Genomic DNA, 22,503 nt, shown 5'->3' with positions numbered 1-22,503 from the left:
CCGCCACGATCCTCTGCCGACAGTAACCCGACACCGACCCGACAGCCCCGTGGCGGCAGGCTTCAGGCGCTGGCGACCGGATAACTTTTTTGCCGCGGAGGATTGTTCATGCCGCGGAAAATCATCAGCCACGCGGCGATAATCGCCACCATCAGCACCACAAACAGCGACCAGTGCGGCATATGGGTCAGAATCGCCCCGGTGATCATCGGATTAAACGCGGCGCCAAGCCAGCCTAACGACTGGGCGGAAAAATAGCTGGCCTTCATGCCCGCCGGCGCAATGTTGTCGATCAGCATATATTCTCCTGGCGCATAGATAACCTCGCCAAGGGTAAAAATCGCCGCCGACACGCCCCACAGCAGCAGGCTGCTGCCGGAAACAATAAACCCGCCCAGCCCGATGACAAAGCATAGCGTACCGAAGGTCATCAGCGGGCGGATATTGCGCGCGTTCAGCCTGCGTCCGACGGCGTACTGCAGCGCCACTACCACCGCGGCATTGACCGGCAGAACGACCGCCACCACTTTCTCGGCAAAGTCGCTGTCGGCGACCACCAGCACGTACTGGGAAATGCAGGAGGCGAAAGAGCCGCCGACAAACGACGCCAGCAGCCCGGAGAGCGTAAACCACATTAGCGCCCGATCGCGCAGCAGCACCGAGGGCGACCACGGGCTGGCGCTATCCGCAGCGATTGCCGCCGAGGTCCGCTGGACGAAGAGCTGGATAAACACCAGCGGAAACGCGGCGCAGGCGGCGGCCAGCCAGAACGGCAGGTTAATGCTGTGCATCACCAGCAGGGTGCCGAGCGGGGGGCCGACGGTCCAGCCGATATTGAGGAAGGTATAGTTGAGCGAGAAGATCCGCGCCTTCTTCTCCGGCGTTAGCACGTCGGCAAACCACGCCTTCAATACGGTGGAGAAGACGGAATAGGCGCAGTTGATCAGGGCGAAGAAAAAGACCACCAGCGGGACGCTGTTTACCAGCGGGATCGCCACAAACCCGCAGATAAAGGCGGTCACGGCGACCAGCATATAGCGCTTTTTATCGAACTTATCGGCCAGAATGCCGAACCCCATGCTGAACACCACCCCAACCGTCAGGGCGATAGACATGGCATAGCCGATTTTGTCCACCTCCAGCTGATACTGACGGGTAAGAAAGATGGTCATAAAAGGGAGCGTCGCGCCGCGGCCGATGGTAAGCAGCAGCGATGAAGCCAGCAGCGCTATCGTTGAGCGCCTGAGGGTCGGTATCATTTTTTCCTTGCCTGATAAATGTTATTTTTTTGTAGTGCTGTTCACAAATAACATGCTCTTTCAGGCTTGTATAGCATTCCCCTATGACAAAAGGGGCATAGCGGCCCTGCTAAAAATAATGATCTATCCGAATGAGGATTTTTCCGTTACTTTGATTTCATTGATAAAAATTCGCGTAATGGCCGGGACAGGGTATGACACGTAAAGACGGACTGCTGGCGCTGCTGGTGGTGGTCGTTTGGGGGCTTAATTTTGTGGTGATTAAGCTCGGGCTTCACAACATGCCGCCGCTGATGCTGGCGGGGCTGCGTTTTTTACTCGTCGCCTTCCCGGCGCTGCTGTTCGTGGCGCGGCCCAAAATTCCTCTGCGCCTGCTGCTGGGCTACGGCCTGACGATAAGCTTTGGGCAGTTCGCCTTTCTGTTCTGCGCCATCGGCCTCGGCATGCCCGCCGGGCTGGCGTCGCTGGTGCTGCAGGCGCAGGCCTTCTTCACCATTATTCTCGGCGTGTTTACCTTTGGTGAACGTCTGCAGGGCAAGCAGCTGGCCGGCATCGCGCTGGCGATTTTCGGCGTGCTGGTGCTGGTAGAGGCGAGCCTCGGCGCGCAGCATGTGCCGATGGTCGGGTTTATGCTGACCCTGGCGGCGGCGCTGAGCTGGGCCTGCGGGAATATCTTCAATAAGAAAATCATGTCGCGGCAGGAGAAGCCGCAGATCATGTCGCTGGTGGTGTGGAGCGCGCTGATCCCGGTGCTGCCGTTTATGCTGGCCTCATACCTGCTCGATGGCCCGCAAAAAATGGTTGCCAGCCTGGTGCAGATCGATCTGCTGACCGTGCTTTCGCTGCTCTACCTGGCGTTTATCGCCACGATTGTCGGCTACGGGATTTGGGGTTCGCTGCTCGGGCGCTACGAGACCTGGCGGGTGGCGCCGCTCTCGCTGCTGGTGCCGGTGGTGGGGATGGCCAGCGCCGCGCTGCTGCTTGGCGAAACCCTGAGCGGGCTACAGCTCACCGGGGCGGTGCTGATTATGGCCGGGCTCTATATTAACGTCTTTGGCCTGCGGCGGGTTCGCGTCAGCGCACCGCGGGGATAAAAAAAGCCCCGCAGTGCGGGGCTAAAAGACCGGAGTCGTGCGGTTAATTGTAGTACGGCACGCCTAGCTCATCTGACTTGTCGCTACCGGCAGCCATATGATTAAAATCAAACGGCGAATCGTTATGTTCGGAAGGCATTATCATCGCATCGCGGTGGTTATGGCGAACCGGGGTCGTGGTTTGCTCCGCATAGCTCTGGCCTGAAGCCAGGGCGACCAGCACAAGGGCGGCGGCAGCGAATAGTTTCATGATTTCCTCAATACGTCTTTTTGCAGGCGATTAACAACAGTTGTTCAGTGGCATTAGATAGCGGGATTCACCCGGCATATTTGTCATGCGATATTTATGCGGCGGAACGTCGAAATAGTTTTTAAAGGTTCGGGTCAGCGTTTGCTGTGATTCAAATCCGTAGCGCTCCGCCAGGTAGAGAATCGGCTCGTTGCTCTGCTTGAGCTTCTGGGCGATCTCGGTCAGCTTGCGGCTGCGGATGTACTGGCCTAAGGAGTGACCGGTCTCTTTCTTGAACATTCTTTGCAGGTGCCATTTAGAGTAACCTGAGCGCTCAGACACTTTCTCCAGCGACAGCGGCGATTCCAGGTTATCTTCGATCCACGACAAAATACTATGGATAGTGATGGCGTCGTTATTGCGTCTGGACATCATCTTACCTCTTCTTATTACGGCAGGACTTTCTTGAGTAAATACTCAAGGGTGACCACTTCATCCGCCGACAGATTTTTTGTTAATTCCTGGTGCAATTTCTGACCCACAACCTGATGACATTGCTCACATAGCGCCGCGCCGTCTGGCGTTAACTGCACCAGCACGCCGCGTTTGTCAGTGGGGTTGGGTAACCGTTCAATCCAGCCTTTACAGACCAGGCGGTCGAGCATGCGCGTCATTGCGCCTGGGTCGACCGAGAGCACGGTTTTCAGCTCAACGGGGGTAATGCATACTTCGCAACGAATGGAACAGAGCACCCGGAACTGGGTGGAAGTGATATCCATCGGAGAGAGGTACTCGTTGAGCAGGCGATCTTTTTTCTGGTTAACCATCTGGATCAAGCGACCGAGGGGGATCATTTCGTTAAACAGGTCACTTGTGCTTTTCACAATGGTTGCCCAGGCAATTATTTAATTGCTGTGGATATTATTGCCTAGGCAATCATAAGTCAACCTGATGAATTAGCTGATGACACGATTTGCTAAAGCGGCAATAAATAGCGCCGATAGCGGGGGCGAGACGGCGCTGGCGCGGCGGCAGAAGCAAGATAAGCGCTGGCAAGACCAACGGCATAAAAGCTATACTTGCGCCGGGAAACTTTTTTAATAGTGTAATATTAACAGGGCCTTAATTAATCATGATCGAACTCTTTAAAGCGATAGGGTTAGGGTTAGTGGTGATATTGCCGCTGGCAAACCCGCTCACTACCGTGGCCTTGTTCCTCGGGTTAGCGGGCAACATGAACAGCGCCGAGCGTAACCGACAATCGCTGATGGCTTCGGTGTATGTGTTCATTATTCTGATGGTCGCGTGGTACGCCGGTCAGGTGGTCATGAGCACCTTTGGCATTTCGATACCCGGACTGCGTATTGCCGGAGGGCTGATTGTCGCCTTTATCGGTTTTCGGATGCTTTTCCCGCAGCACAAAGCGCATGATTCGATGGAAGCGAAGATGAAATCGGAAGAGCTGGTCGATGAGCCGAGCGCCAATATCGCCTTCGTGCCGCTGGCGATGCCGAGTACGGCAGGTCCCGGGACCATTGCGATGCTCATCAGCTCGGCGTCGACGGTGAAACACGGCGTTGATTTCCCCAACTGGGTGGTGCTGGTGGCGCCGCCGATTATCTTCGTCCTGGTAGGGATCATTCTGTGGGGCTGTCTGCGCAGCTCCGGGGCGATTATGCGTATGGTCGGGAAGGGCGGCATCGAGGCGATCTCCCGCCTGATGGGCTTCCTGCTGGTGTGCATGGGCGTGCAGTTTATTATTAACGGGGTGCTGGAAATCATTACCACCTATCATGCCTGACGGGTAAACAGCCGATCAAAAAAGCCGGACAGCGTAGCGCTATCCGGCTTTTTTATTGCCGCTATCAGGAGTGGTGGGGCTGCTCTTCCAGCGACACCGGCCAGCGGCGGAAAATCATCACCGCCCAGACCAGCGCTACCAGCGCCGGAATGGCTCCGACGTAGCCGATAGAGGCCATCGACAGATGGGTGCTCACCTGGCTACCGACCAGCGCGCCGGCGCCGATACCGATATTAAAGATCCCCGAGAACAGCGACATCGCAACGTCGGTTGCGTCCGGGGCCAGCGCCAGTACCTTAACCTGCATTCCGAGGCCGATAATCATAATCGCCACGCCCCAGAAGATGCTCAGCAGCATCAGGTGGTTGGCGTTTTGCGAGGCCGGCAGCAGCAGCAGCAGACAGGCCAGCAGCAGGCCAATCGCCATATTAATCAGCCCCGAAGCGTGCTTATTGCCCATCTTGCCGAACAGCACGCTGCCGATAATCCCCGCGCCGCCGAGCACCAGCAGCAAGACGGTGGCGAAATTACCGCTCATACCGGCCACCGTCTGCACAAACGGCTCAATGTAGCTGTACGCGGTGTAGTGCGCCGTCACCACGATAGCGGTCAGCAGATAGATGCTGAGCAGCGCCGGGCGGCGAAACAGCAGCGGCAGGCTTTTCAGCGAACCGGAGTGCTCGCTTGGCAGCTTCGGCAGCAGCTTGTAGAGACACACCAGCGTGACCAGCGCGCCAAGACCGATGACCAGGAAGGTGGTGCGCCAGCCGAAATACTGACCAACGATGCGGCCGATGGGAATACCAAAGACCATCGCCAGCGCGGTGCCGGTGGCGATCAGGCTCAGCGCCTGGGCGCGTTTTCCCGGCGGCGCCATGCGGATCGCCAGCGCCGAGGTAATGGACCAGAACACCGCGTGGGCAAAGGCGATACCGATACGGCTGATCACCAGCACGTTAAAGCTCCACGCAAAAAACGACAGCACGTGGCTGGCAATAAACAGAATAAACAGGCCGATTAGCAGGCGGCGGCGCTCCATCTGGCTGGTGAGCAGCATAAACGGCAGCGACATCAGGGCCACAACCCATGCGTAAATAGTCAGCATCATGCCGACCTGGGCGGTTTCCATCCCAAAGCCGCCGGCAATATCGGACAGCAGGCCGACCGGCGCGAATTCGGTGGTATTAAAGATAAAAGCGGCGATCGCCAGCGTGACTACCCGAAGCCACGCGACCCTGCGTGAAACCGTGTTTGTAATCATAGGTTTTGAACTAGTGCTTAGAGGAAGAAGAGAAGGCGATCTTAAAACGATTGCTGCTGAAAATACAATCATTTTGTGATCTGCGTCTCATTTTCCCGTTGCGGTGATAAACGGGCTAACAGATTAATTTCTCTCTGGATCGTGTGCACATCGCGCTTTTATGTCATGTTGAGGATAAGTAATAAAAAAGGACTATAGCGATGCAGGAAATTGATTTTTATCTGGTAGATGCTTTCAGCGATCGTAACTTTGGCGGTAATGCCGCGGCGGTATGCCCGCTCACCGAGTGGCTGCCTGACGAGACGCTGCTGAAAATGGCGCAGCAGCATAATCAGTCGGAGACCGCCTTCTTCGTGCGCACCGATGAAGGCTATGAGCTGCGCTGGTTCACCACGCAGTATGAGATTGACCTGTGCGGCCACGCGACGCTGGCGGCCTCGCACGTTATTTTTGAATACCTTGACCATCCGTCCGCCACGATCGTATTCAGCACCCGTTTTGTCGGCGAGCTGCAGGTGACGCGCAACGGTGACTGGCTGACCCTCGACTTCCCGGCGTGGTCGACGACTGAAGTTGCCAACCCGCCCGCCGAGCTGTTGGCCGGGCTGGGAATTAGCCACGCGCTGGAGGTGCGGGTCGGGCGTGACTATCTGGTGGTGCTGGCGGATCGTCAGCAGGTTGAGGCCGTCCGTCCGGACATGCACCAGCTCCAGCGGCTCGGCAAGATGGTCTGTATCAGCGCGGCGGACGAGGAGTACGACTTCGTTAGCCGTTTCTTCTGTCCCGGCGAGGGTGTAGCCGAAGATCCGGTCACCGGCTCGGCCCACAGCATGCTGATCCCTTACTGGGGCGAGAGGCTTGGCAAAACGCAGATGCAGGCGCGTCAGGTATCGGCCCGCGGCGGCGACCTGCGCTGTCAGTGGCAGGGCGAGCGGGTGCTGATTGGCGGCCAGGCGGTAACCTACCTGATTGGCAAAGTTGCTCTGCGCCAGGTCAACGCGTAAAAGAGCGCGCCGCTCAGGGAGGAGCGGCGCGATAAGTTAATGCTATGAACGACCGGCCTACGCGTGCGCTACAGTGGCTCAAAAAAAAGGAGCCAGCAATGTACACCATCGCCCCAACCTCGTTGTCCCATCCCGACCTGACCGCCCTGATTGCCCAACTGGATGCTTTTCAGGAATCACTCTATCCCGCAGAGAGCAACCACCTTGTCGACCTGAGCCAGCTAAAGGCGGAGTCGGTTATCGTGCTGCTGATCAGGGATGACAGCCAGCAGGCGGTGGGCTGCGGAGCTATCGTCCTTGACGACGATGGCTTTGGCGAAATGAAGCGGGTGTTTATCGATCCTAACCATCGCGGGCAGATGCTGGGCGAACGGCTGCTGGAGGCGCTGGAAAGCGAGGCTCGCCGCCGCGACTGCCACACCGTGCGCCTCGAAACCGGCATTTACCAGCAGGCCGCCGTCAGGCTCTATACCCGCAGCGGCTATCAAACGCGCAGCCCCTTTGCCCCCTATCAGGAAGATCCGCTGAGCCTGTTTATGGAGAAACTGCTCGTTGCCGATCTTCGTTCAGCAGCGCTATAAACGCCTCCAGCTGGCGGGTTTTCGCCCCGCGCCGCCACACCAGCCAGGTCGTTAGCCAGCGCCACTCTTCGGCCAGCGGCCACGCGGAAACCTGCTGATGGCCGGGCATGCTCTCCAGCATGCTGCGCGGGATCAGCGCCAGCCCGGCGCCGGCAATCACGCACGCCAGCATGCCGTGATAGGACTCCATCTCATGGATCCGCCCGGGGGTGGCGCGATCGGCGTGAAACCAGCTTTCAAAATGGCGCCGGTAGGAGCAGTTGGCGCGAAACGCGTAAACGTTGACGCCGTTCACCTCGCTGGCGCGCGTAATCGGCGCATGGCCCACGGGGGCGACGATCATCATCTCTTCCGGGAACACCGGCAGGCCTTCGAGGCCAGGGTGCACCAGCGGTCCGTCGATAAATGCCGCGCTCAGGGTGCCCTCCAGCACGCCGTCGATCATATTGCCGGAAGGGCCGGTTGAGAGCGCCAGGTGGATTTTCGGGTAGCGCTGGTTATAGAGCGCCAGCGCTGAAGGGATCCTGACCGCGGCGGTACTCTCCAGCGACCCGAGCGAAAACAGCCCCTGCGGCTCATCGCCGGTCACCACCATTCTCGCCTCATCGACCAGCGCCAGGATCTGCTGGCTATAGCGCAGAAAGCTATGGCCGGCGGGAGAAAGGCGCAGGCGCTGGTTCTCGCGGATAAACAGCTCTACGCCAAGGTCGGCCTCCAGCTGGCGAATGCGGGTGGTGAGGTTCGAAGGGACGCGATGCACCTTCTGCGCGGCCTGGGTAATGCTGCCGGTGGCGGCGACGGCGTTGAACATCTCAAGCTGGGTCAGGTCCATAGTATTCTTCTTTTGTGAACGGGTTGCTTAATATTATTCATTTTCAATGAATGGAAGCGTAAGCCAGAATGAGGTCAGTTCGCAATCAACATTCGCCATCAATACAGAGAGAATAACGATGAATTTATCTGCAACTCATGCGGTTTCCGTGAACCCGACCACCGGTGAAATTGTGTCGTCTCTGCCCTGGGCTACTGAGCAAGAGGTCGATGCGGCGATTGGTCTTGCGGGGCAGGGCTATCGTCAGTGGCGCGCCGCCAGCGTAGCCCAGCGCGCCGATGCGCTGCGTCAGGTCGGCAGCGTCCTGCGCAGCCGGGCGGAAGAGATGGCGCAGATGATAAGCCTGGAGATGGGCAAGCCGATTGCCCAGGCCCGCGGCGAAGTGACTAAATCGGCCAATCTCTGCGACTGGTACGCTGAACACGGTCCGGCAATGCTGGCAACCGAAGCCACCCAGGTCGAAGAGAATAAGGCGGTTATCGAATACCGCCCGCTGGGCGCCATTCTGGCGATTATGCCGTGGAACTTTCCCCTGTGGCAGGTCCTGCGCGGCGCGGTACCGATCCTGCTGGCGGGCAACAGCTATCTGCTCAAGCACGCGCCGAACGTCATGGGCAGCGCGGCGCTGATCGGCGATATCTTCGCTGAGGCCGGGCTGCCGGCCGGCGTATTTGGCTGGGTTAACGCCACCAATGACGGCGTATCGCAGACCATTAACGATCCGCGTATTGCCGCGGTGACGGTAACCGGCAGCGTGCGCGCCGGGAAGGCGATCGGCGCCCAGGCCGGTGCCGCGCTGAAGAAGTGCGTCCTCGAGCTGGGAGGGTCTGATCCGTTTATCGTGCTCAACGACGCCAGCCTCGACGAAGCGGTGAAGGCGGCGGTCATCGGACGCTACCAGAACACCGGGCAGGTGTGTGCGGCGGCGAAGCGCTTTATCGTCGAGGCCGGGATTGCCGATGCGTTCAGCAAAAAATTCGTTGCCGGCGTTGCAGCGTTGAAAATGGGCGATCCGCGCGATGAGGCCAACTATCTTGGGCCGATGGCGCGTTTCGACCTGCGCGACGAGCTCCATCAGCAGGTGACGGCGACGCTGGCGGAAGGGGCGACCCTGCTGCTCGGCGGCGAAAAGCTTGCCGGTGCCGGTAACTACTATGCGCCGACGGTGCTGGGTAACGTGACCGCGGAAATGACCGGTTTCCGCCAGGAGCTATTTGGCCCGGTTGCCACCATCACCGTGGCTCGCGACGCCGCGCACGCTCTCGAACTGGCTAACGACAGCGAATTTGGCCTGTCGGCCACCGTCTTTACCGCCAGCGTCGAAGAGGCCGACCGCTTCTCCCGCCAGCTGGAGTGCGGCGGGGTCTTTATCAATGGCTACAGCGCCAGCGACGCGCGGGTGGCCTTTGGCGGCGTGAAGAAAAGCGGCTTCGGTCGTGAGCTCTCGCACTTTGGGCTGCATGAGTTCTGTAACGTGCAGACCGTATGGAAAGACCGCCGCTAATCGACGTTAGCGCCTGACGCCCGTCGCCGCGCTCTGCTATACTCGCAGCCCGAATTTGGATGTGGGCAAGGAGCCGGGTGTGGCGACGGTCATCAATAATGCAATGCTGGATGCAATTCTGGCGGAAATCAGGCCGCTGATTGGGCGCGGCAAGGTGGCGGACTACATTCCGGCGCTGGCCAGCGTGAGCGGCAATAAGCTTGGCATCGCGATCTGCACGGTTGACGGGCAGCACTATTTTGCCGGTGACGCCCATGAGCGTTTTTCCATTCAATCCATCTCTAAAGTGCTCAGTCTGGTGGTGGCGATGAACCACTATCAGGAGGAGGAGATCTGGCAGCGGGTGGGGAAAGATCCCTCCGGCCAGCCGTTTAACTCGCTCCTGCAGCTGGAAATCGAACAGGGAAAACCGCGCAACCCCTTTATTAACGCCGGGGCGCTGGTGGTGTGCGATATGCTGCAAAGCCGCCTCAGCGCGCCGCGCCAGCGGATGCTGGAAATTGTCCGACGCCTGAGCGGCGTGGCGGATATCGCCTACGACCCGCTGGTGGCGCGCTCTGAGTTTGAGCATTCGGCGCGCAATGCGGCGATTGCCTGGCTCATGAAGTCCTTCGGCAATTTTCATAACGACGTCGCGACGGTGCTGCAAAACTATTTCCACTACTGTTCGCTGGAGATGAGCTGCGTTGAGCTGGCGCGGACCTTTCTGTTCCTCGCCGATCGCGGCATGGCGCCGCATCTCGATACGCCGGTGATCGCACCGATTCAGTCACGCCAGGTCAATGCCCTGATGATGACCAGCGGGATGTATCAAAACGCCGGGGAGTTTGCCTGGCGCGTCGGGCTGCCGGCAAAATCGGGCGTAGGCGGCGGGATTGTGGCGATCGTTCCCCAGGAGATGGCTATTGCGGTATGGAGCCCGGAGCTGGACCAGGCCGGGAATTCGCTGGCCGGGATCGCGGTGCTGGAGAAACTCACGCAGAAGGTGGGAAGGTCGGTATTCTGATGGATACGTTCAACGGTTTATTTAGCCGGCTGCAGCGGTCGGCCTTTCGCTCCCGCTTTAAGCTGGGAATAAAAGAGCGGCAATACTGTTTCGATAAAGGCGCGGAGACGATTGACCAGCACGCGGCGGATTTTATTGCCCGCCGACTGGCGCCGGCGAATATCCCGAATGACGGCAAGCAAACGCCGATGCGCGGTCATCCGGTATTTATCGCCCAGCACGCCACCGCCACCTGCTGTCGCGGCTGCCTCGAAAAGTGGCACGCGATCCCGCCAGGCCGGGCGCTGAGCGCCGACGAGCAGCGCTACGTTGTGCAGGTTATTCACCATTGGCTGGTGCTGCAGATGAATTCTCCCGGCCATTGATAGTGAGCAACAATCAGGCATATGTATGCCTGATAAATATTCTCATGCTATGATAATCCGCTAACTAATTATTAACATAATAATTGCCTGAAACAATTAGACGGATAATTACTGAATGTCTTCACTGTCGATTCGGTCATTCACGCTGTTTCGTGAGGAGCAGCCCGTGCGTGATGCGCTGGTGTTATTCACGTTAACGCTGCTGCTTCATTTCTTTGGCGCCATGCTGCGCCTGGTGCAGGAACTTTCGTTTTTCTGGCCGCTGAATGCCGTGATGGCAGGGATCTTCGCGCGTTACGTCTGGCTAAACCGCAGCTATTTTTACGCGGTTTGCTTTGCCGCGATGCTGGTTTATGACGGCTTAACCTCGCGCTGGGGAATGGGCTTTGCTTCGCTGCTGATTAATTTCTCCAATATTGTCTTTATTGTGACCCTGGCACAGCTGGTGCTGTGGGATAAACGCCGCGCTGATTCTATGCCCGGGCCAATTAATGCGCTGAGCCTGTTTTGCTATTGCCTGCTGGCGGCGCTGCTGTGCGCGGCCGTCGGCGCGCTGGGTTCGGTGGACGTCGAGCGCGCCACCTTTATTCCTCAGCTGGCGGACTGGTTTAGCGAGCAGTTCTCGACCGCGGTGCTGATCCTGCCGTTTATTCTGACGCTGACGCTGCCTTCCGCGCTCGGCGCCTTCCGTTTCCGCCAGCTTCTGCCGGTTATCGCGCTGGTACTGTCGATTATTCTCGGGGTTAGCGTGGGCGGAGCAGGGAGCATTACCTTCCCGCTGCCGGCGCTGATCTGGTGCGCCATTCGCTATCCGCTGCCGCTGACCTGCCTGCTGACGTTTATAACCGGCATCAGCGAAATTCTGCTTGTGGCAAACTCGCTGATTCATCTCTCTCCCGACGCGCGGATGCAGCCGTGGCAGCTCTTCTCCACCCGTCTTGGCATCGCCGCGATGCTGATTAGCCCGGTGATCGTCGCCTCGAGCGTCGAGGCGATAAATAATCTGGTGAAACAGCTGGCGCTGCGCGCCGATTTTGATTTCCAGACGCGCGTTTACTCGCGCTCCGGACTCGGCGAGGCGCTGAAGCGGCAGCCGCTGGCGGAAGGGCAGCTATTGACCGTAATGGTGCTGGATATCGACGGCTTTAAGCGGGTCAACGACAGCTGGGGGCACGAGTGCGGCGATTGCGTTCTCGCGCAGTTTGCCCAGCAGGTGCGCCAGCTGGCGGGCGAACAGGGAATGGTGGCGCGCATCGGCGGGGAGGAGTTCGCCGTGGCGACCCTGACCTCATCGATGCAGGAGAGCCAGGCGCTGGCGGAGAAAATCCGCCAGGGCGTTGAGGCGCAGACCTTTGTCTGGGGACAGAATCAGATCCGCCTGACCGTGAGCATGGGGCTGGAGTCTCGTCCGGTAGGAAACGAGCGAATAACCGAGCTCTTTAATCAGCTGCTGATGGCCGCCGACGACTATCTGGTGAGCGCCAAGAAAGCGGGGCGCAATCGCGTTTGTACCCCCGGACTGGCCTGAAGGCGGTAATAAGAAAAAACGATAGTGATTTTGCTTGTGTTAAATTTAAGTTAAAAACATAGTGATGTGGTCAATTTTAAGGAACCTATCATGACCACATCCTTTTCCCTGCGCACGCTCTCGCGTGAAGAAATCCTCGACCAGATTCAACCGTTAACCGACATTTTGACCAGCTGCGTGAACGGCGGAGCGTCGGTCAGCTTTATGCTGCCCTTCTCCGCGCAAACGGCCAGCGACTTCTGGCAGCGGACGGCGCAAAGCGTTGCCGCCGGAGAGCGTATTGTGATGGTGGCGGAAAATGAACACCATCAGATTGTCGGTACCGTCCAGCTTATTGTCAGCCAGCCGGAAAACCAGCCACACCGCGCGGACGTGGCTAAACTTTTGGTTCACCAAAATGCCAGGCGGCAGGGGCTGGCCAACGCGCTGATGAACTATCTGGAGGAGGTTGCCCGCGACCAGGGTAAATCCGTGCTGGTGCTGGATACCGCAACAGGCAGCGGCGCCGAGCGCTTCTACGTTCAGTGCGGCTGGGAAAAAGCCGGGGAAATTCCGCGCTATGCGCTGATGCCGGACGGAAAGATGACCGCCACCTCGTTGTTCTATAAGTTCCTGCAATAACCGCCGATGGTTTGATCAAAACGGGGTTTTAGTCGTAGAGAAAGCTGATAAGTTATTACACCAATTACCCAGGTTGTATGACTACTCTATGAGGGAACCCATTGTGAAAGCACTAAATCGTCGCGATTTTCCCGGCGCGCAGTATCCTGAACGCGTTATCCAGTTCGGCGAAGGTAACTTCTTACGCGCCTTTATCGACTGGCAGGTCGATCTGCTCAATGAGCATACCGACCTGAACGCCGGCGTCGTCATCGTGCGCCCCATTGAGAGCGAGTTCCCGCCGTCGCTGAGCGTACAGGACGGCCTCTATACCACGATTATTCGCGGGCTGAACGAGAAGGGCGAGGCGGTTAGCGATGCGCGCATGATCCGCAGCATTACCCGGGAAATCAGCGTCTATGCGGACTATGCCGAATACCTGCGCCTGGCGCACAACCCGGATATCCGCTTTGTGTTTTCCAATACCACCGAAGCGGGTATCAGCTACCATGCGGGAGACCGCTTTGACGATGCCCCGGCGGTAAGCTATCCGGCTAAGCTGACGCGCCTGCTGTTTGAGCGCTACAGCTGCTTCTCCGGCGCCAGCGATAAAGGCTGGGTCATTATTCCCTGCGAGCTTATCGACTATAACGGCGAAGCCCTGCGCGAGCTGGTCCTGCGCTACGCCAAAGAGTGGGCGCTGCCGGAAGCTTTTAGCGCCTGGCTGGATGAGGCGAATACCTTCTGTTCAACGCTGGTGGACCGCATCGTCACCGGCTATCCGCGCGATGAAGCGCTGCAAATCGAACAGCAGCTCGGCTACAAAGACGCCTTCCTGGCGACCGCCGAGCACTTCTATCTCTTCGTTATTCAAGGGCCTAAATCGCTGGCTGCGGAGCTGCGCCTCGATAAGCTGGCGCTTAACGTCCTGATTGTCGACGATATTAAGCCCTACAAAGAGCGTAAAGTGGCGATTCTCAACGGCGCGCATACCGCGCTGGTGCCGGTTGCCTTCCTGGCAGGGCTGGATACCGTCGGGGAAGCGATGAACGATAGCCAGATCTGCTCGTTCGTCGAAAAGGCGATTTACGAGGAAATTATTCCGCAGCTGGACTTACCCCGCGAAGAGCTGGAGACTTTCGCCAGCGCGGTAACCGGGCGCTTCCGCAATCCCTACATTAAGCATCAGCTGCTGTCGATTGCGCTCAACGGCATGACGAAATACCGCACCCGCATTCTGCCGCAGCTGCTGACGGGGCAGGCGAAAAACGGTAAACTAGCCCCCCGGCTGACCTTCGCGCTGGCGGCCTTGATGGCGTTCTATCGCGGCGAGCGCAATGAGCAAAACTATCCGCTGCAGGACGATGCCGACTGGATAGAGCGCTACCGGGCGCTGTGGTCCGCGCATCGTGACGCGCAGCTGAGTACGAGTGAACTGGTGAAAGCGGTGCTGTCGGTCGAGGCGCACTGGCAGCAGGATTTGAGCCAGATTCCCGGTCTGGTGGAGCAGGTAACCCTCGACCTCGATGCCATCCTGCTTAAAGGCATGCGCGAGGCGGTTACACCGCTCTGCTGATATCCCGTTCAAAACGTTGACCCGGCGATTGCCGGGTTATTTATCCCCTCTAAATAGTTACAACATACATTAAGTCGTCAGTTAAATTGAGCGAGCAGACCTGATGCTTCTGCGCCGCTTCGTTCTACAGAATGGCAGATGGCGCATTCTCCACGCCTGAATCCGAGGGCACGGTCTCCTGCTGATGCTGAAAACTAGCGTAAATGTGCAAATTCATGGCCTCGATCGCGTTCTGGGACGCCCTGATGCCGCGGCTCATCTATAAATGGGCCTCAATTCAGCACAGCAGGAGTCATCATGATGTTCAGAAGAGGGTTTCTTTTATTACCGGCTTTACTTATCTGTATCCAGGTTCACGCCGCTCCGGGGTTTCGCCAGCTGGCGTTGACCGACCCGCAGGGGAAAAGCCTGGACGTGGCGGTATGGTATCCAACGTCTGCAGAAGGAAAGACGGAAAATGTCGGCGCCAATCCCGCGTTCGAAGGGGTCGCCGTTATTCGTAATGCGCCTGCGAGGCCCGGAGCCCACCCTCTGCTGGTTATCTCTCACGGCTATAACGGCAACTGGCGCAATTTATCGTGGATAGCGGCGGCCATGGCCGCGCAGGGATATATTGTCGCGGCACCGGACCACCCCGGAACCACCACCTTTAATCAGGATCCGCGCGACGCGAAGCGCCTGTGGCGACGTCCGCAGGATCTCAGCCAGGTGATTGACTTCACTCTGCGCTCTTCCGCGCTGGTCGGGGAGGTAGACGCCGGGCGAATTGCTGCTTTAGGCCACTCTCTCGGCGGATGGACGGTGATGTCGCTGGCGGGAGCCCGCTTCGATTCCGCCCGCATGCTGAGCGACTGCCTGCACCATGCACAGCGAGGCGACTGCCGGCTAACGCAAAAGCTCGGCATCGATGGCACCCGCTCGCAGGATGCGCGCTTTGCGGACCTCCGGGATGCCAGAATCAAGGCGGTGGTCTCTCTGGATCTCGGCTTCGCCCCCGGCTTTACCCCGCAGAGCCTGCGCGCGCTCGGCATTCCGGTACTGATCCTTGCGGCCCAGGCGGACAAGCTGGCGGACCTCGATGCAGGGCAGGAGTCAGGCTATCTTGCGGCCAACATGGATCCGCAGCGCAGGCAGTATGAGGTCGTTGAAGGCGCCACTCATTTCAGCTTCATGCAGCTGTGCAAGCCTGGCGCCGAGGCGCTTATTGAGGAGGAGACGCCCGGTGACGGTATCGTTTGTCGCGACGGTAGCGGAGGAGACCGCGCCGCTATTCACCAGGCGCTGATACCTAAGATCGGCAGATTCCTTAATTCGGCACTGGATTACCGCCCGCCTGCTGACGAAACGAAGTAGGCGACAGGCCGCAAATGCGCTGAAACTCGCGGTTAAAATTGGACTTGGTGGTAAATCCGGACTCGAACATGATTTCGGTAACGGGCAGCGGGGTGCTGAGCAGCAGCGCCTGCGCCCGTTCAATCCTTAAACCGTTAATCCACTGCGAGACGTTACACTGGCTGATAGCATTGACCGCCCCTGAGAGCTGGCGTGCGGGGATCCCGGTTTTTCTGGCGAGAAGGCTCAGCGTCAGGTCGGGATTGAGATAGAGCTCCGTCTCCCGTACCTGCTTCTCGAGGCCGGCGTAAACTTTCGCCAGCTCTTCCTCCGGCGGCGCGGCCCGCGTCGGGAGCGCGGCTTTACTCTCAGCTTGCGCAACCGCAGCTGGCCGTCCGGCGATGACGATAGCCGCCGCAATCAGCGGAAGCAGCGCGGCCTGAAAACCCATCACGATCGCCGGCGCCAGCCTGCCGCCGGTCAGGCTGAAGTCAAACGTCACGGCAAGATCGGTCAGCGCCGATAGACAGAGAAAACAGCCGGCAAAAAAGGCCATTTTCGTGGTCTGCGGCGACTCGCCGAGACGGCTGAGGGTGAAGCGGTGCTCCCCGCGCCATGCGAGGCGCAGCAGGCTGCACCCGTAGCCGGCAAAAAGTAAAAACAGGACCGGATCCGTCGCCGGCGGCCAAACAATCCTGATAATGAGAGCGAGAGCTGCGGGGGCGAACAGCAGCAGCAGCAGCAGGTGACACCGCCGGCCAATCTCAGTCAGCGAGACAAAACCGTGCCAGGCCAGCGGCGGCAGCATTATGGCCAGCCCGGACTGGATATTGCGCAAGATGCTGGATTCATATTCCCAGCGCAGCGTGCTGACGGCAACCAGCACGATACAGGCAAGCACGAAACGCAGAGTGCCCGTGTGGCGCTGTTTTTGCGCAAACAGGGCCGTTGCCAGCAGGATAAGCAGGGCGGATAAGGTAATAAGCGGAAAAGGAACTGAAAGCATGTCAGCCGTACCAGAACGGAAAGTTAGCGGGAATAATTACCGGGAATAGTTACACATATCCCGGCGCGCTGTCGCCTCCGACGTGCTGTTCTGCAGGCAGGCGTTTATTGAGAATTTATTCCCGAGTGCTGGAGGATCTCACCTTTAGCCGGCCGGCCAGCATCACGTGCGTCGCCGCATCCTCCTGATTGCAAAGATACTCCACCGCCAGTCGCCCTAATTCGCTGTAGGGCAGCTGAATACTGGTGAGCGGCGGGGTGAGCTGTTCCGATATTTTCTGATCGTCGTATCCCGCCAGCAGGATATCCTGCGGCAGCCGGACGCCGTTGACCGCCAGCGCCTGATAGCAGCCGATCGCCAGCCAGTCGCTGGCGCAGAAGATGGCATCCGGGCGATCCTGCTGCTCCAGTAGAGAGCAGGTGGCGGTAAAGGACTCGCTGAACTGCCAGTTGGTCCGGCGCACCAGGCGCTCATCATACGCCTGTCCGGCCTGCTCCAGCGCCGCCTGATACCCCGCCAGCCGCTGGCGGGTCGCCTCCATCCAGCTTTCGCCGGTGATGTGCGCGATGCGCGTCGCGCCCATAGAGATCAGATGACGGGTCACCTGAAACGCGTTGGCGTAGTCGTCGGGAACAAACGAAGGCAGCAGCGGCGAATCCGGGTCGCGCTGGTTGAGCAGGACCAGCGGCAGGCGGGTGCAGTCCTGAAAATCGGTCATATCTACAAGCGTGGTCACCGGGGAGGCGAGAATAATGCCGATACAGTTACGCTGTTCCAGCTGGCGAATAATATTAATCGCCAGCTCGACGTCGTCGCCGTAATCATAGACGGTCAGCAACACTTCATTGCGCCAGGCCGCTTCCCGCGCCTGGCTGATGGCATCGATAAAGGGATCGTAGCTTTGCAGGGTGCTGACCAGCAGCGCCACTTCTTCCTGATTTCGCGGGGCGTGAATCGCCGGTAGGCGGTCGTAGCCGAGCTCGGTCGCGACGGCGATCACCCGCTGACGGGTCTCCTCGCTCAGCTTGATATTCCGGGACTGATTAAGGACCAACGATACCGTTGCCTGTGACACACCCGCCGTACGGGCGATATCGTTCATTGTGACTTTGTTTTTCCGCTTCATCATCCCTCTCCCCTTGCGAAACCGCATTATACCTTAACGACCCGGCACATAGGCAGACTAAAGCGCTGCCGTTGACCTTTCCTGCGGCTCATCGGACACGGTTTGTGACCCTCATCGCTTTTAGCAGCCACAGGGCCGGCAGTGGCAAATTGCGCCGGTAGCGCTTGAAGTAATCGTCTTCGAGGAAAATAATGGCCTATTCACATTGAGGTGGGAGAGTACGATGGTCATCAATATTCGCGAGCTGCAGCCGCAGGACAAGTTGCAATGGCTAGGGTTGTGGGAGGGCTACACCTGTTTTTACGGCAGCCCGCAGCCTGACGATGTGACGCAATACACCTGGCAACGCCTGCTGGACGGCGCATCTCCGGTTATCGGCCGGGCGGCGGTCGTCGACGGCCGGGTGGTTGGCTTCGCTATTTGCGTCCTTCACGACGGAACATGGGTGAAAACGCCCGTTTGCTATCTGGAAGACCTGTTCGTTGACCCGGCAATGCGCGGACGCGGAGTCGCCAGAGCGCTGGTGCAGGCGCTGCATGCGGAAGGGAAAGCGAAAGGGTGGTCGCGTCTCTACTGGCATACGCGTGCTGATAATCCCGCCCGTAAGCTGTATGATGAGTTCACCCCGGCGGATGAGTATGTCCGCTATCGGGTGATGCTCTAAGCCGCCAGCGATAAGCAGTTGTTAAGATTTTCCCTGTCTAATAGCGGAAAACGACTCAGGAGAATCAAAAATGGAAAAACGCATCGAGACGACCGTTAATTTGATCATCTTTCTTTCACTGCTGGCTACCGCCTGGGATCTCTCCCTGGTGCACCATCTCCCCTGGTAAATCCGGCAGTACGGCGCCCGCTGCGGCGCCGTTAGTTAGTTAGCCCTCAACCTGTCCCGCCAGCATCTCACCGCGGCTAAAGCTCCAGTCGTCGGTATGATTAAACTGAATCACCACCATCACGTCATCGGGGGCAATACCGAGCTCTGCCTGCAGCCGGTCGCACAGTCGCCGATAGAGGCGCTTTTTCTGCTGCGCGCTGCGCGGCTTGCCGGCAAAAATATGAAACAGCACAAAGTCGGCGCTGCGCCCACCGCTGAGGTAGTGCGGATCGACGATGCGCCGGGCGTCGGGCAGAACGTCGATAAACTGAAATTTATCCGCCGCGGGGACCGCAAACTCGTCCACCAGAGTTTGATGAAATAGCGCGGAAAGCCGCGCAGTCCACTCATCGTCATAGCCGGGACGAATCGTTATTCGGGTCAAAGGCATGCTGAATCCTCCGGCGGTATGCAGGAGAGCGCGGTGACGGCCGCGGGCCAGCCGGCATAAAAGGCCAGGTGGGTGAAGACTTCGGTTATTTCAGCGCGGGTCAGGCCGTTGCTCGCCGCAAAATCAATATGCCACGGCAGCTGTTTTTCTCTGCCCAGCGCCGTCAGGGCGGCAAGGGTGATCAGGCTTCTTTCTCGCGGCGACAGCTCGCTGCGGGCCCAGATATCGCCGAAAAGCACCTCTTCGGTCAGTTGGGCGAGCTTCGGCGCGATCCCGGCCAGGTTATTGCGGTTAGGTGATGCCATCGTTCATATCTCCGGTTGTCATAAGAGGATGAACAGAGAGTGGCACAGGGCAATACTTCTTAATATCGCAACATTTTTGATAATCAATCCTGAAAACCGGGACGATGGGCGGTGCAGGCCGGGCGACATTGGGCGCGCCCGGCAGATGCTATCAGCGAGCGGCCCGGCGTCGGGCGACGATAAACAGGCGAGGGAACAGCAGCAGTACTTTCCCGTTACACTGTAACGGATAGTGTTCATGCAGCAGCGTCAGATAGCGGTTGAGAAAGGCGTCGCGCTGGCTGTCGTCGAGGCGCAGCAGGTAAGGACGTAGCCCCGTCGACTGCAGCCAGTCAATAATCGCCTGATGAGAATCGAGCTGATGGTAATAGGTGGTGCGCCAGATATCGACCTCGCAGCCGCTGGCCGTCAGGATGTCGTAATACTGCCGGGCGGTGGGAAGCGGGTGGCGTCCGCTGTCAGGATGCCCAAGTTCCTGGGCGACCTGACGCATCAAAGTATGCGACGGCTCCTGCCAGTTATCCGGCATCTGCACCGCCAGAATGCCGTTATCCGCCAGCTGCGCAACGAGCTGCGGGAACAGCGTCTGGTGGTCGGTAAGCCACTGCAGGGAGGCGTTGGCGTAAATTACATCCGCCGCACGCTCGGGCCGGTACTCGCGGATATCGGCGGTAACGAAGCGACACGCCGGCAGCGCCCGGGAGGCCTCTTCCAGCATCGCCGGTGAATTATCCACGCCGATCACCGTCGCCGTGGGCCAGGCATGATGCAGCAGCGCGGTACTGTTCCCCGGCCCGCAGCCAAGGTCAACGGCGAGGGTAACGGGATGGTGGGCAATACGGGCGAGCAGTTCGGCTGCGGGGCGGGTACGCTCGGCGCCGAACTGTAGATATAACGAGGGATTCCAGTCTGCCATCGATGACTCCGGGTTAGATAAACTCGTTCATCAGCATAGATGGCATTGACCGCGGGTAAAATGATTTTACCCATTTTTATGCTTTACGTGACAGCGTCACGTAAAGCGGCGGCGGGTGAAAGCCTTACGTCCGTTCGCCGGCTTAATCGGCGTCCTTTAGCGACTCCGCGCGTTTAGCGGTGGCATAGACAAAATCCAGCATCGGCTCAAGATCGGTATCGTATCCGGCCTGGATTATTTTCCCCCGCAGCCACTCAATCTCGCTGGTAATATCCGGGTGGAAAATATTGTTGTCCTGCGCTTTACGCAGCCATTTCAGCAGGAAGTTATTTTTTCCTCTGATCCCGCCCGCTTTCTTAGATTTTCCGTGTATTTTCAGCGCGATTAATATGCAGTAATAGAAATGAACCCGCTGATTAAAACTTTGATGCATGTATGTATTTCCCGCCAGACTCAGGAATTCACCGTCGAGGTCAGTGATTCGGATTGGCCATGATAACGGGCACGGATCGTTTATTATTCGATCTCTGATATCTCACCCGTTTCGCCAGTACGCCCGTTGCCGGGCGTTGAGCGGATGGTGTCACGGATGCCGAATAACAGTCAATTCTTGATTACTTTTTTACCTTTTTCGGCGGGGCGGCCCGCCGAATACAATTCCTCAGGCCCGCCGCAAAGCGGCGCGTTGTTGCAGGTATACGCGGAATATCAAGATAAATGCCATCACCACAACCGCCGCCGCCAGCAGATAAATAGTTCCCAGGCTGTAATACCCGGCAACCCAGCCGGCAACGGGGCCGGTCAGGCCGAGCGCCAGATCGAGAAACGCCGAGTAGGTGCCCAGCGCAGTACCCTGGTTCTGCTCCTCAACCTGTTTCACCGCCTCGACGCCCAGCGCCGGGAAGACCAGCGAGAAACCGGAGCCGGTCAGGAAGGCGCCGATCCCGGCCACCCACGCAGACGAAGCCTGCCAGATAATCAGCAGGCCGATGCATTCGATAACAAAGCAGGCCAGCGACACCGGCACGCCGCCGTAGCGGGTGATGGTGTTGCCGAGCACCAGACGAATGCAGATGAAACCGACGCTGAACAGCGACAGCGTAAATGCCGCGCCCTGCCAGTCGTGGGCGGAGAAGTAGAGGGTAATGAAGGTGGCTATCACCCCGAAGCCTACCGTCCCCAGCGCCAGCCCCAGGCCGTAGGGCCAGATTTTGCGCACCACCACGTGAAAGGGCGCGCGAACTCCGCCGCTAACGCTGACGTCCTGGCGCGTGCGGGCAAAAAGCAGCCCGATAAAGGCCACCGCCACCACCACCACGGCAAAACCGCTAATGCCAAAATAGCCGTTGAGCAGCACCCCCAACGGGGCGCCAACCGCCATCGCTACGTAGGTGGCGACCCCGTTCCAGGAGATAACCCGGGAAGTATGGATCGCGCCGACGGTTTTAATTCCCCACAGCGTCGCCCCGGTGGCGGTAAAGCTCTCGCCCACGCCGAGGAAGATTCGGCCAACCAGCAGCGCGGCGACCGCCAGCAGCGGAACGGATTGCAGCAGCACCGCAGCCAGCGTAAAGACCCCGCTCAGCAGGCAGCAGACGATCCCGAGGCTGACGACTTTTTTCGGCCCCCAGATATCGGCGTAGCGCCCGGCGTGCGGCCGGCTGAGCAGGGTGGCGATGTATTGCAGACTGATCACCACGCCGGCAATAAAGGTGCTATAGCCGAGCTGATAGTGAATGTAGCCGGGTAAAACGGCGAGCGGCAGGCCGATCGACAGATAGCAAATGCAGGTAAAAACCACGATCGAAATGATGCGCAGGTTGAGCTGAGTCTGAGTGGCAGCAGGTGTCATAACGTCAGGTATTTAAAACAAAAGGGGGATTAGCATAGCGCAGACCCTGCGGCCAGCACGA

At 58.6% G+C, this 22,503-nt stretch carries 25 protein-coding genes; 12 read left to right on the top strand and 13 right to left on the bottom strand.

What is annotated here, in order from left to right; translation table 11 throughout:
• Nucleotides 1-62: 62 nt before the first annotated feature.
• Entirely contained in the window at nucleotides 63-1,259 is a 1,197-nt protein-coding gene (gene ydeE, locus RTE01_RS02010; protein ID WP_115192675.1) for an efflux MFS transporter YdeE, read from the bottom strand.
• Nucleotides 1,260-1,453: 194 nt separating this feature from the next.
• Between ydeE and eamA the strand changes: the two genes are divergently transcribed.
• The gene (gene eamA / locus RTE01_RS02005; RefSeq protein ID WP_041145640.1) at nucleotides 1,454-2,353 is read left to right on the top strand and encodes an O-acetylserine/cysteine exporter; all 900 of its coding nucleotides are present in this window, start codon (nucleotides 1,454-1,456) and stop codon (nucleotides 2,351-2,353) included.
• Nucleotides 2,354-2,396: 43 nt separating this feature from the next.
• Here the strand turns inward: eamA and marB are convergent, their stop codons facing one another.
• The 3 genes from marB to marR are packed head-to-tail and all read right to left on the bottom strand — an operon-like array spanning nucleotide 2,397 to nucleotide 3,466.
• Entirely contained in the window at nucleotides 2,397-2,603 is a 207-nt protein-coding gene (gene marB / locus RTE01_RS02000; protein ID WP_041145639.1) for a multiple antibiotic resistance protein MarB, read from the bottom strand.
• A gap of 30 nt (nucleotides 2,604-2,633) precedes the next feature.
• Entirely contained in the window at nucleotides 2,634-3,014 is a 381-nt protein-coding gene (marA, locus tag RTE01_RS01995) for an MDR efflux pump AcrAB transcriptional activator MarA (RefSeq protein ID WP_004862191.1), read from the bottom strand.
• Nucleotides 3,015-3,031: 17 nt separating this feature from the next.
• Nucleotides 3,032-3,466: a multiple antibiotic resistance transcriptional regulator MarR gene (gene marR, locus RTE01_RS01990; protein WP_041145638.1), complete on the bottom strand. Its 435-nt coding sequence runs from the start codon at nucleotides 3,464-3,466 to the stop codon at nucleotides 3,032-3,034.
• Between the two features lie 248 nt (nucleotides 3,467-3,714).
• Between marR and RTE01_RS01985 the strand changes: the two genes are divergently transcribed.
• Complete coding sequence (locus RTE01_RS01985; protein WP_134526090.1) at nucleotides 3,715-4,383, top strand: MarC family NAAT transporter; 669 nt, start codon at nucleotides 3,715-3,717, stop codon at nucleotides 4,381-4,383.
• Nucleotides 4,384-4,447: 64 nt separating this feature from the next.
• Here the strand turns inward: RTE01_RS01985 and RTE01_RS01980 are convergent, their stop codons facing one another.
• Complete coding sequence (locus RTE01_RS01980; protein ID WP_134526087.1) at nucleotides 4,448-5,644, bottom strand: sugar transporter; 1,197 nt, start codon at nucleotides 5,642-5,644, stop codon at nucleotides 4,448-4,450.
• Between the two features lie 200 nt (nucleotides 5,645-5,844).
• Here RTE01_RS01980 and RTE01_RS01975 point away from each other — a divergent pair, with 200 nt between their 5' ends.
• Together RTE01_RS01975 and RTE01_RS01970 are read left to right on the top strand one after the other, a co-directional pair.
• Nucleotides 5,845-6,648 (top strand): PhzF family phenazine biosynthesis protein, encoded by an 804-nt coding sequence (locus RTE01_RS01975; RefSeq protein ID WP_041145635.1) that lies wholly within the window; start codon nucleotides 5,845-5,847, stop codon nucleotides 6,646-6,648.
• Nucleotides 6,649-6,746: 98 nt separating this feature from the next.
• Nucleotides 6,747-7,229, top strand: a complete 483-nt coding sequence (locus RTE01_RS01970) for a GNAT family N-acetyltransferase (protein ID WP_134526084.1) — start codon at nucleotides 6,747-6,749, stop codon at nucleotides 7,227-7,229.
• On the opposite strand, the gene ptrR is transcribed toward RTE01_RS01970, so the two are convergent.
• A complete protein-coding gene (gene ptrR, locus RTE01_RS01965; protein WP_045858233.1) occupies nucleotides 7,183-8,061 on the bottom strand; it encodes a putrescine utilization regulator PtrR in 879 nt (292 codons plus the stop codon). The genes RTE01_RS01970 and ptrR overlap by 47 nt on opposite strands.
• A 118-nt stretch (nucleotides 8,062-8,179) precedes the next feature.
• On the opposite strand from ptrR, the gene sad reads away from it, so the two are divergent.
• The 7 genes from sad to RTE01_RS01930 all read left to right on the top strand — a co-directional run bounded on the left by sad (nucleotide 8,180) and on the right by RTE01_RS01930 (nucleotide 15,993).
• A complete protein-coding gene (gene sad, locus RTE01_RS01960; protein ID WP_134526081.1) occupies nucleotides 8,180-9,565 on the top strand; it encodes a succinate-semialdehyde dehydrogenase in 1,386 nt (461 codons plus the stop codon).
• A gap of 79 nt (nucleotides 9,566-9,644) precedes the next feature.
• Nucleotides 9,645-10,571 (top strand): glutaminase B, encoded by a 927-nt coding sequence (gene glsB, locus RTE01_RS01955; RefSeq protein ID WP_041145631.1) that lies wholly within the window; start codon nucleotides 9,645-9,647, stop codon nucleotides 10,569-10,571.
• A complete protein-coding gene (locus RTE01_RS01950; protein WP_041145630.1) occupies nucleotides 10,571-10,936 on the top strand; it encodes a DUF4186 domain-containing protein in 366 nt (121 codons plus the stop codon). Before glsB ends, RTE01_RS01950 begins: the two co-directional genes overlap by 1 nt.
• 115 nt (nucleotides 10,937-11,051) lie before the next feature.
• Nucleotides 11,052-12,464 carry a GGDEF domain-containing protein gene (locus tag RTE01_RS01945; RefSeq protein WP_041145629.1) on the top strand — a complete coding sequence of 471 codons (1,413 nt, stop codon included), beginning with the start codon at nucleotides 11,052-11,054 and terminating at the stop codon, nucleotides 12,462-12,464.
• A 90-nt stretch (nucleotides 12,465-12,554) separates the two neighbouring features.
• Complete coding sequence (locus RTE01_RS01940) at nucleotides 12,555-13,085, top strand: GNAT family N-acetyltransferase (RefSeq protein ID WP_041145628.1); 531 nt, start codon at nucleotides 12,555-12,557, stop codon at nucleotides 13,083-13,085.
• A gap of 103 nt (nucleotides 13,086-13,188) precedes the next feature.
• Complete coding sequence (locus tag RTE01_RS01935; RefSeq protein ID WP_134526078.1) at nucleotides 13,189-14,640, top strand: tagaturonate reductase; 1,452 nt, start codon at nucleotides 13,189-13,191, stop codon at nucleotides 14,638-14,640.
• 297 nt (nucleotides 14,641-14,937) lie between these two features.
• Complete coding sequence (locus tag RTE01_RS01930; protein ID WP_174824629.1) at nucleotides 14,938-15,993, top strand: alpha/beta hydrolase family protein; 1,056 nt, start codon at nucleotides 14,938-14,940, stop codon at nucleotides 15,991-15,993.
• On the opposite strand, the gene RTE01_RS01925 is transcribed toward RTE01_RS01930, so the two are convergent.
• Together RTE01_RS01925 and RTE01_RS01920 are read right to left on the bottom strand one after the other, a co-directional pair.
• Entirely contained in the window at nucleotides 15,947-16,978 is a 1,032-nt protein-coding gene (locus RTE01_RS01925; RefSeq protein ID WP_134526075.1) for a helix-turn-helix domain-containing protein, read from the bottom strand. The genes RTE01_RS01930 and RTE01_RS01925 overlap by 47 nt on opposite strands.
• A gap of 115 nt (nucleotides 16,979-17,093) precedes the next feature.
• Nucleotides 17,094-18,104, bottom strand: a complete 1,011-nt coding sequence (locus tag RTE01_RS01920) for a LacI family DNA-binding transcriptional regulator (protein WP_041147638.1) — start codon at nucleotides 18,102-18,104, stop codon at nucleotides 17,094-17,096.
• A gap of 223 nt (nucleotides 18,105-18,327) precedes the next feature.
• Here RTE01_RS01920 and RTE01_RS01915 point away from each other — a divergent pair, with 223 nt between their 5' ends.
• Nucleotides 18,328-18,768: a GNAT family N-acetyltransferase gene (locus tag RTE01_RS01915; protein ID WP_141334618.1), complete on the top strand. Its 441-nt coding sequence runs from the start codon at nucleotides 18,328-18,330 to the stop codon at nucleotides 18,766-18,768.
• Nucleotides 18,769-18,976: 208 nt separating this feature from the next.
• Here RTE01_RS01915 and RTE01_RS01905 read toward each other — a convergent pair whose 3' ends face one another.
• The 5 genes from RTE01_RS01905 to RTE01_RS01885 form a co-directional block, all read right to left on the bottom strand.
• Entirely contained in the window at nucleotides 18,977-19,369 is a 393-nt protein-coding gene (locus tag RTE01_RS01905) for a tautomerase family protein (RefSeq protein ID WP_141334615.1), read from the bottom strand.
• Nucleotides 19,360-19,674: a carboxymuconolactone decarboxylase family protein gene (locus RTE01_RS01900; protein ID WP_041145623.1), complete on the bottom strand. Its 315-nt coding sequence runs from the start codon at nucleotides 19,672-19,674 to the stop codon at nucleotides 19,360-19,362. Before RTE01_RS01900 ends, RTE01_RS01905 begins: the two co-directional genes overlap by 10 nt.
• A 151-nt stretch (nucleotides 19,675-19,825) precedes the next feature.
• On the bottom strand, nucleotides 19,826-20,590 hold the full coding sequence (gene tam / locus RTE01_RS01895) for a trans-aconitate 2-methyltransferase (RefSeq protein WP_141334613.1): 765 nt from the start codon (nucleotides 20,588-20,590) through the stop codon (nucleotides 19,826-19,828).
• Between the two features lie 142 nt (nucleotides 20,591-20,732).
• Nucleotides 20,733-21,023, bottom strand: coding sequence for a hypothetical protein (locus RTE01_RS01890; protein WP_041145621.1), 291 nt, complete (start codon nucleotides 21,021-21,023; stop codon nucleotides 20,733-20,735).
• A gap of 228 nt (nucleotides 21,024-21,251) precedes the next feature.
• Nucleotides 21,252-22,442: an MFS transporter gene (locus RTE01_RS01885; protein ID WP_076947514.1), complete on the bottom strand. Its 1,191-nt coding sequence runs from the start codon at nucleotides 22,440-22,442 to the stop codon at nucleotides 21,252-21,254.
• Nucleotides 22,443-22,503: the final 61 nt, after the last annotated feature.

The sequence above is a fragment of the Klebsiella terrigena genome (assembly GCF_006539725.1).
Classification (GTDB): domain Bacteria; phylum Pseudomonadota; class Gammaproteobacteria; order Enterobacterales; family Enterobacteriaceae; genus Klebsiella; species Klebsiella terrigena.
This window is presented reverse-complemented; position numbering and strand designations above follow the sequence as displayed.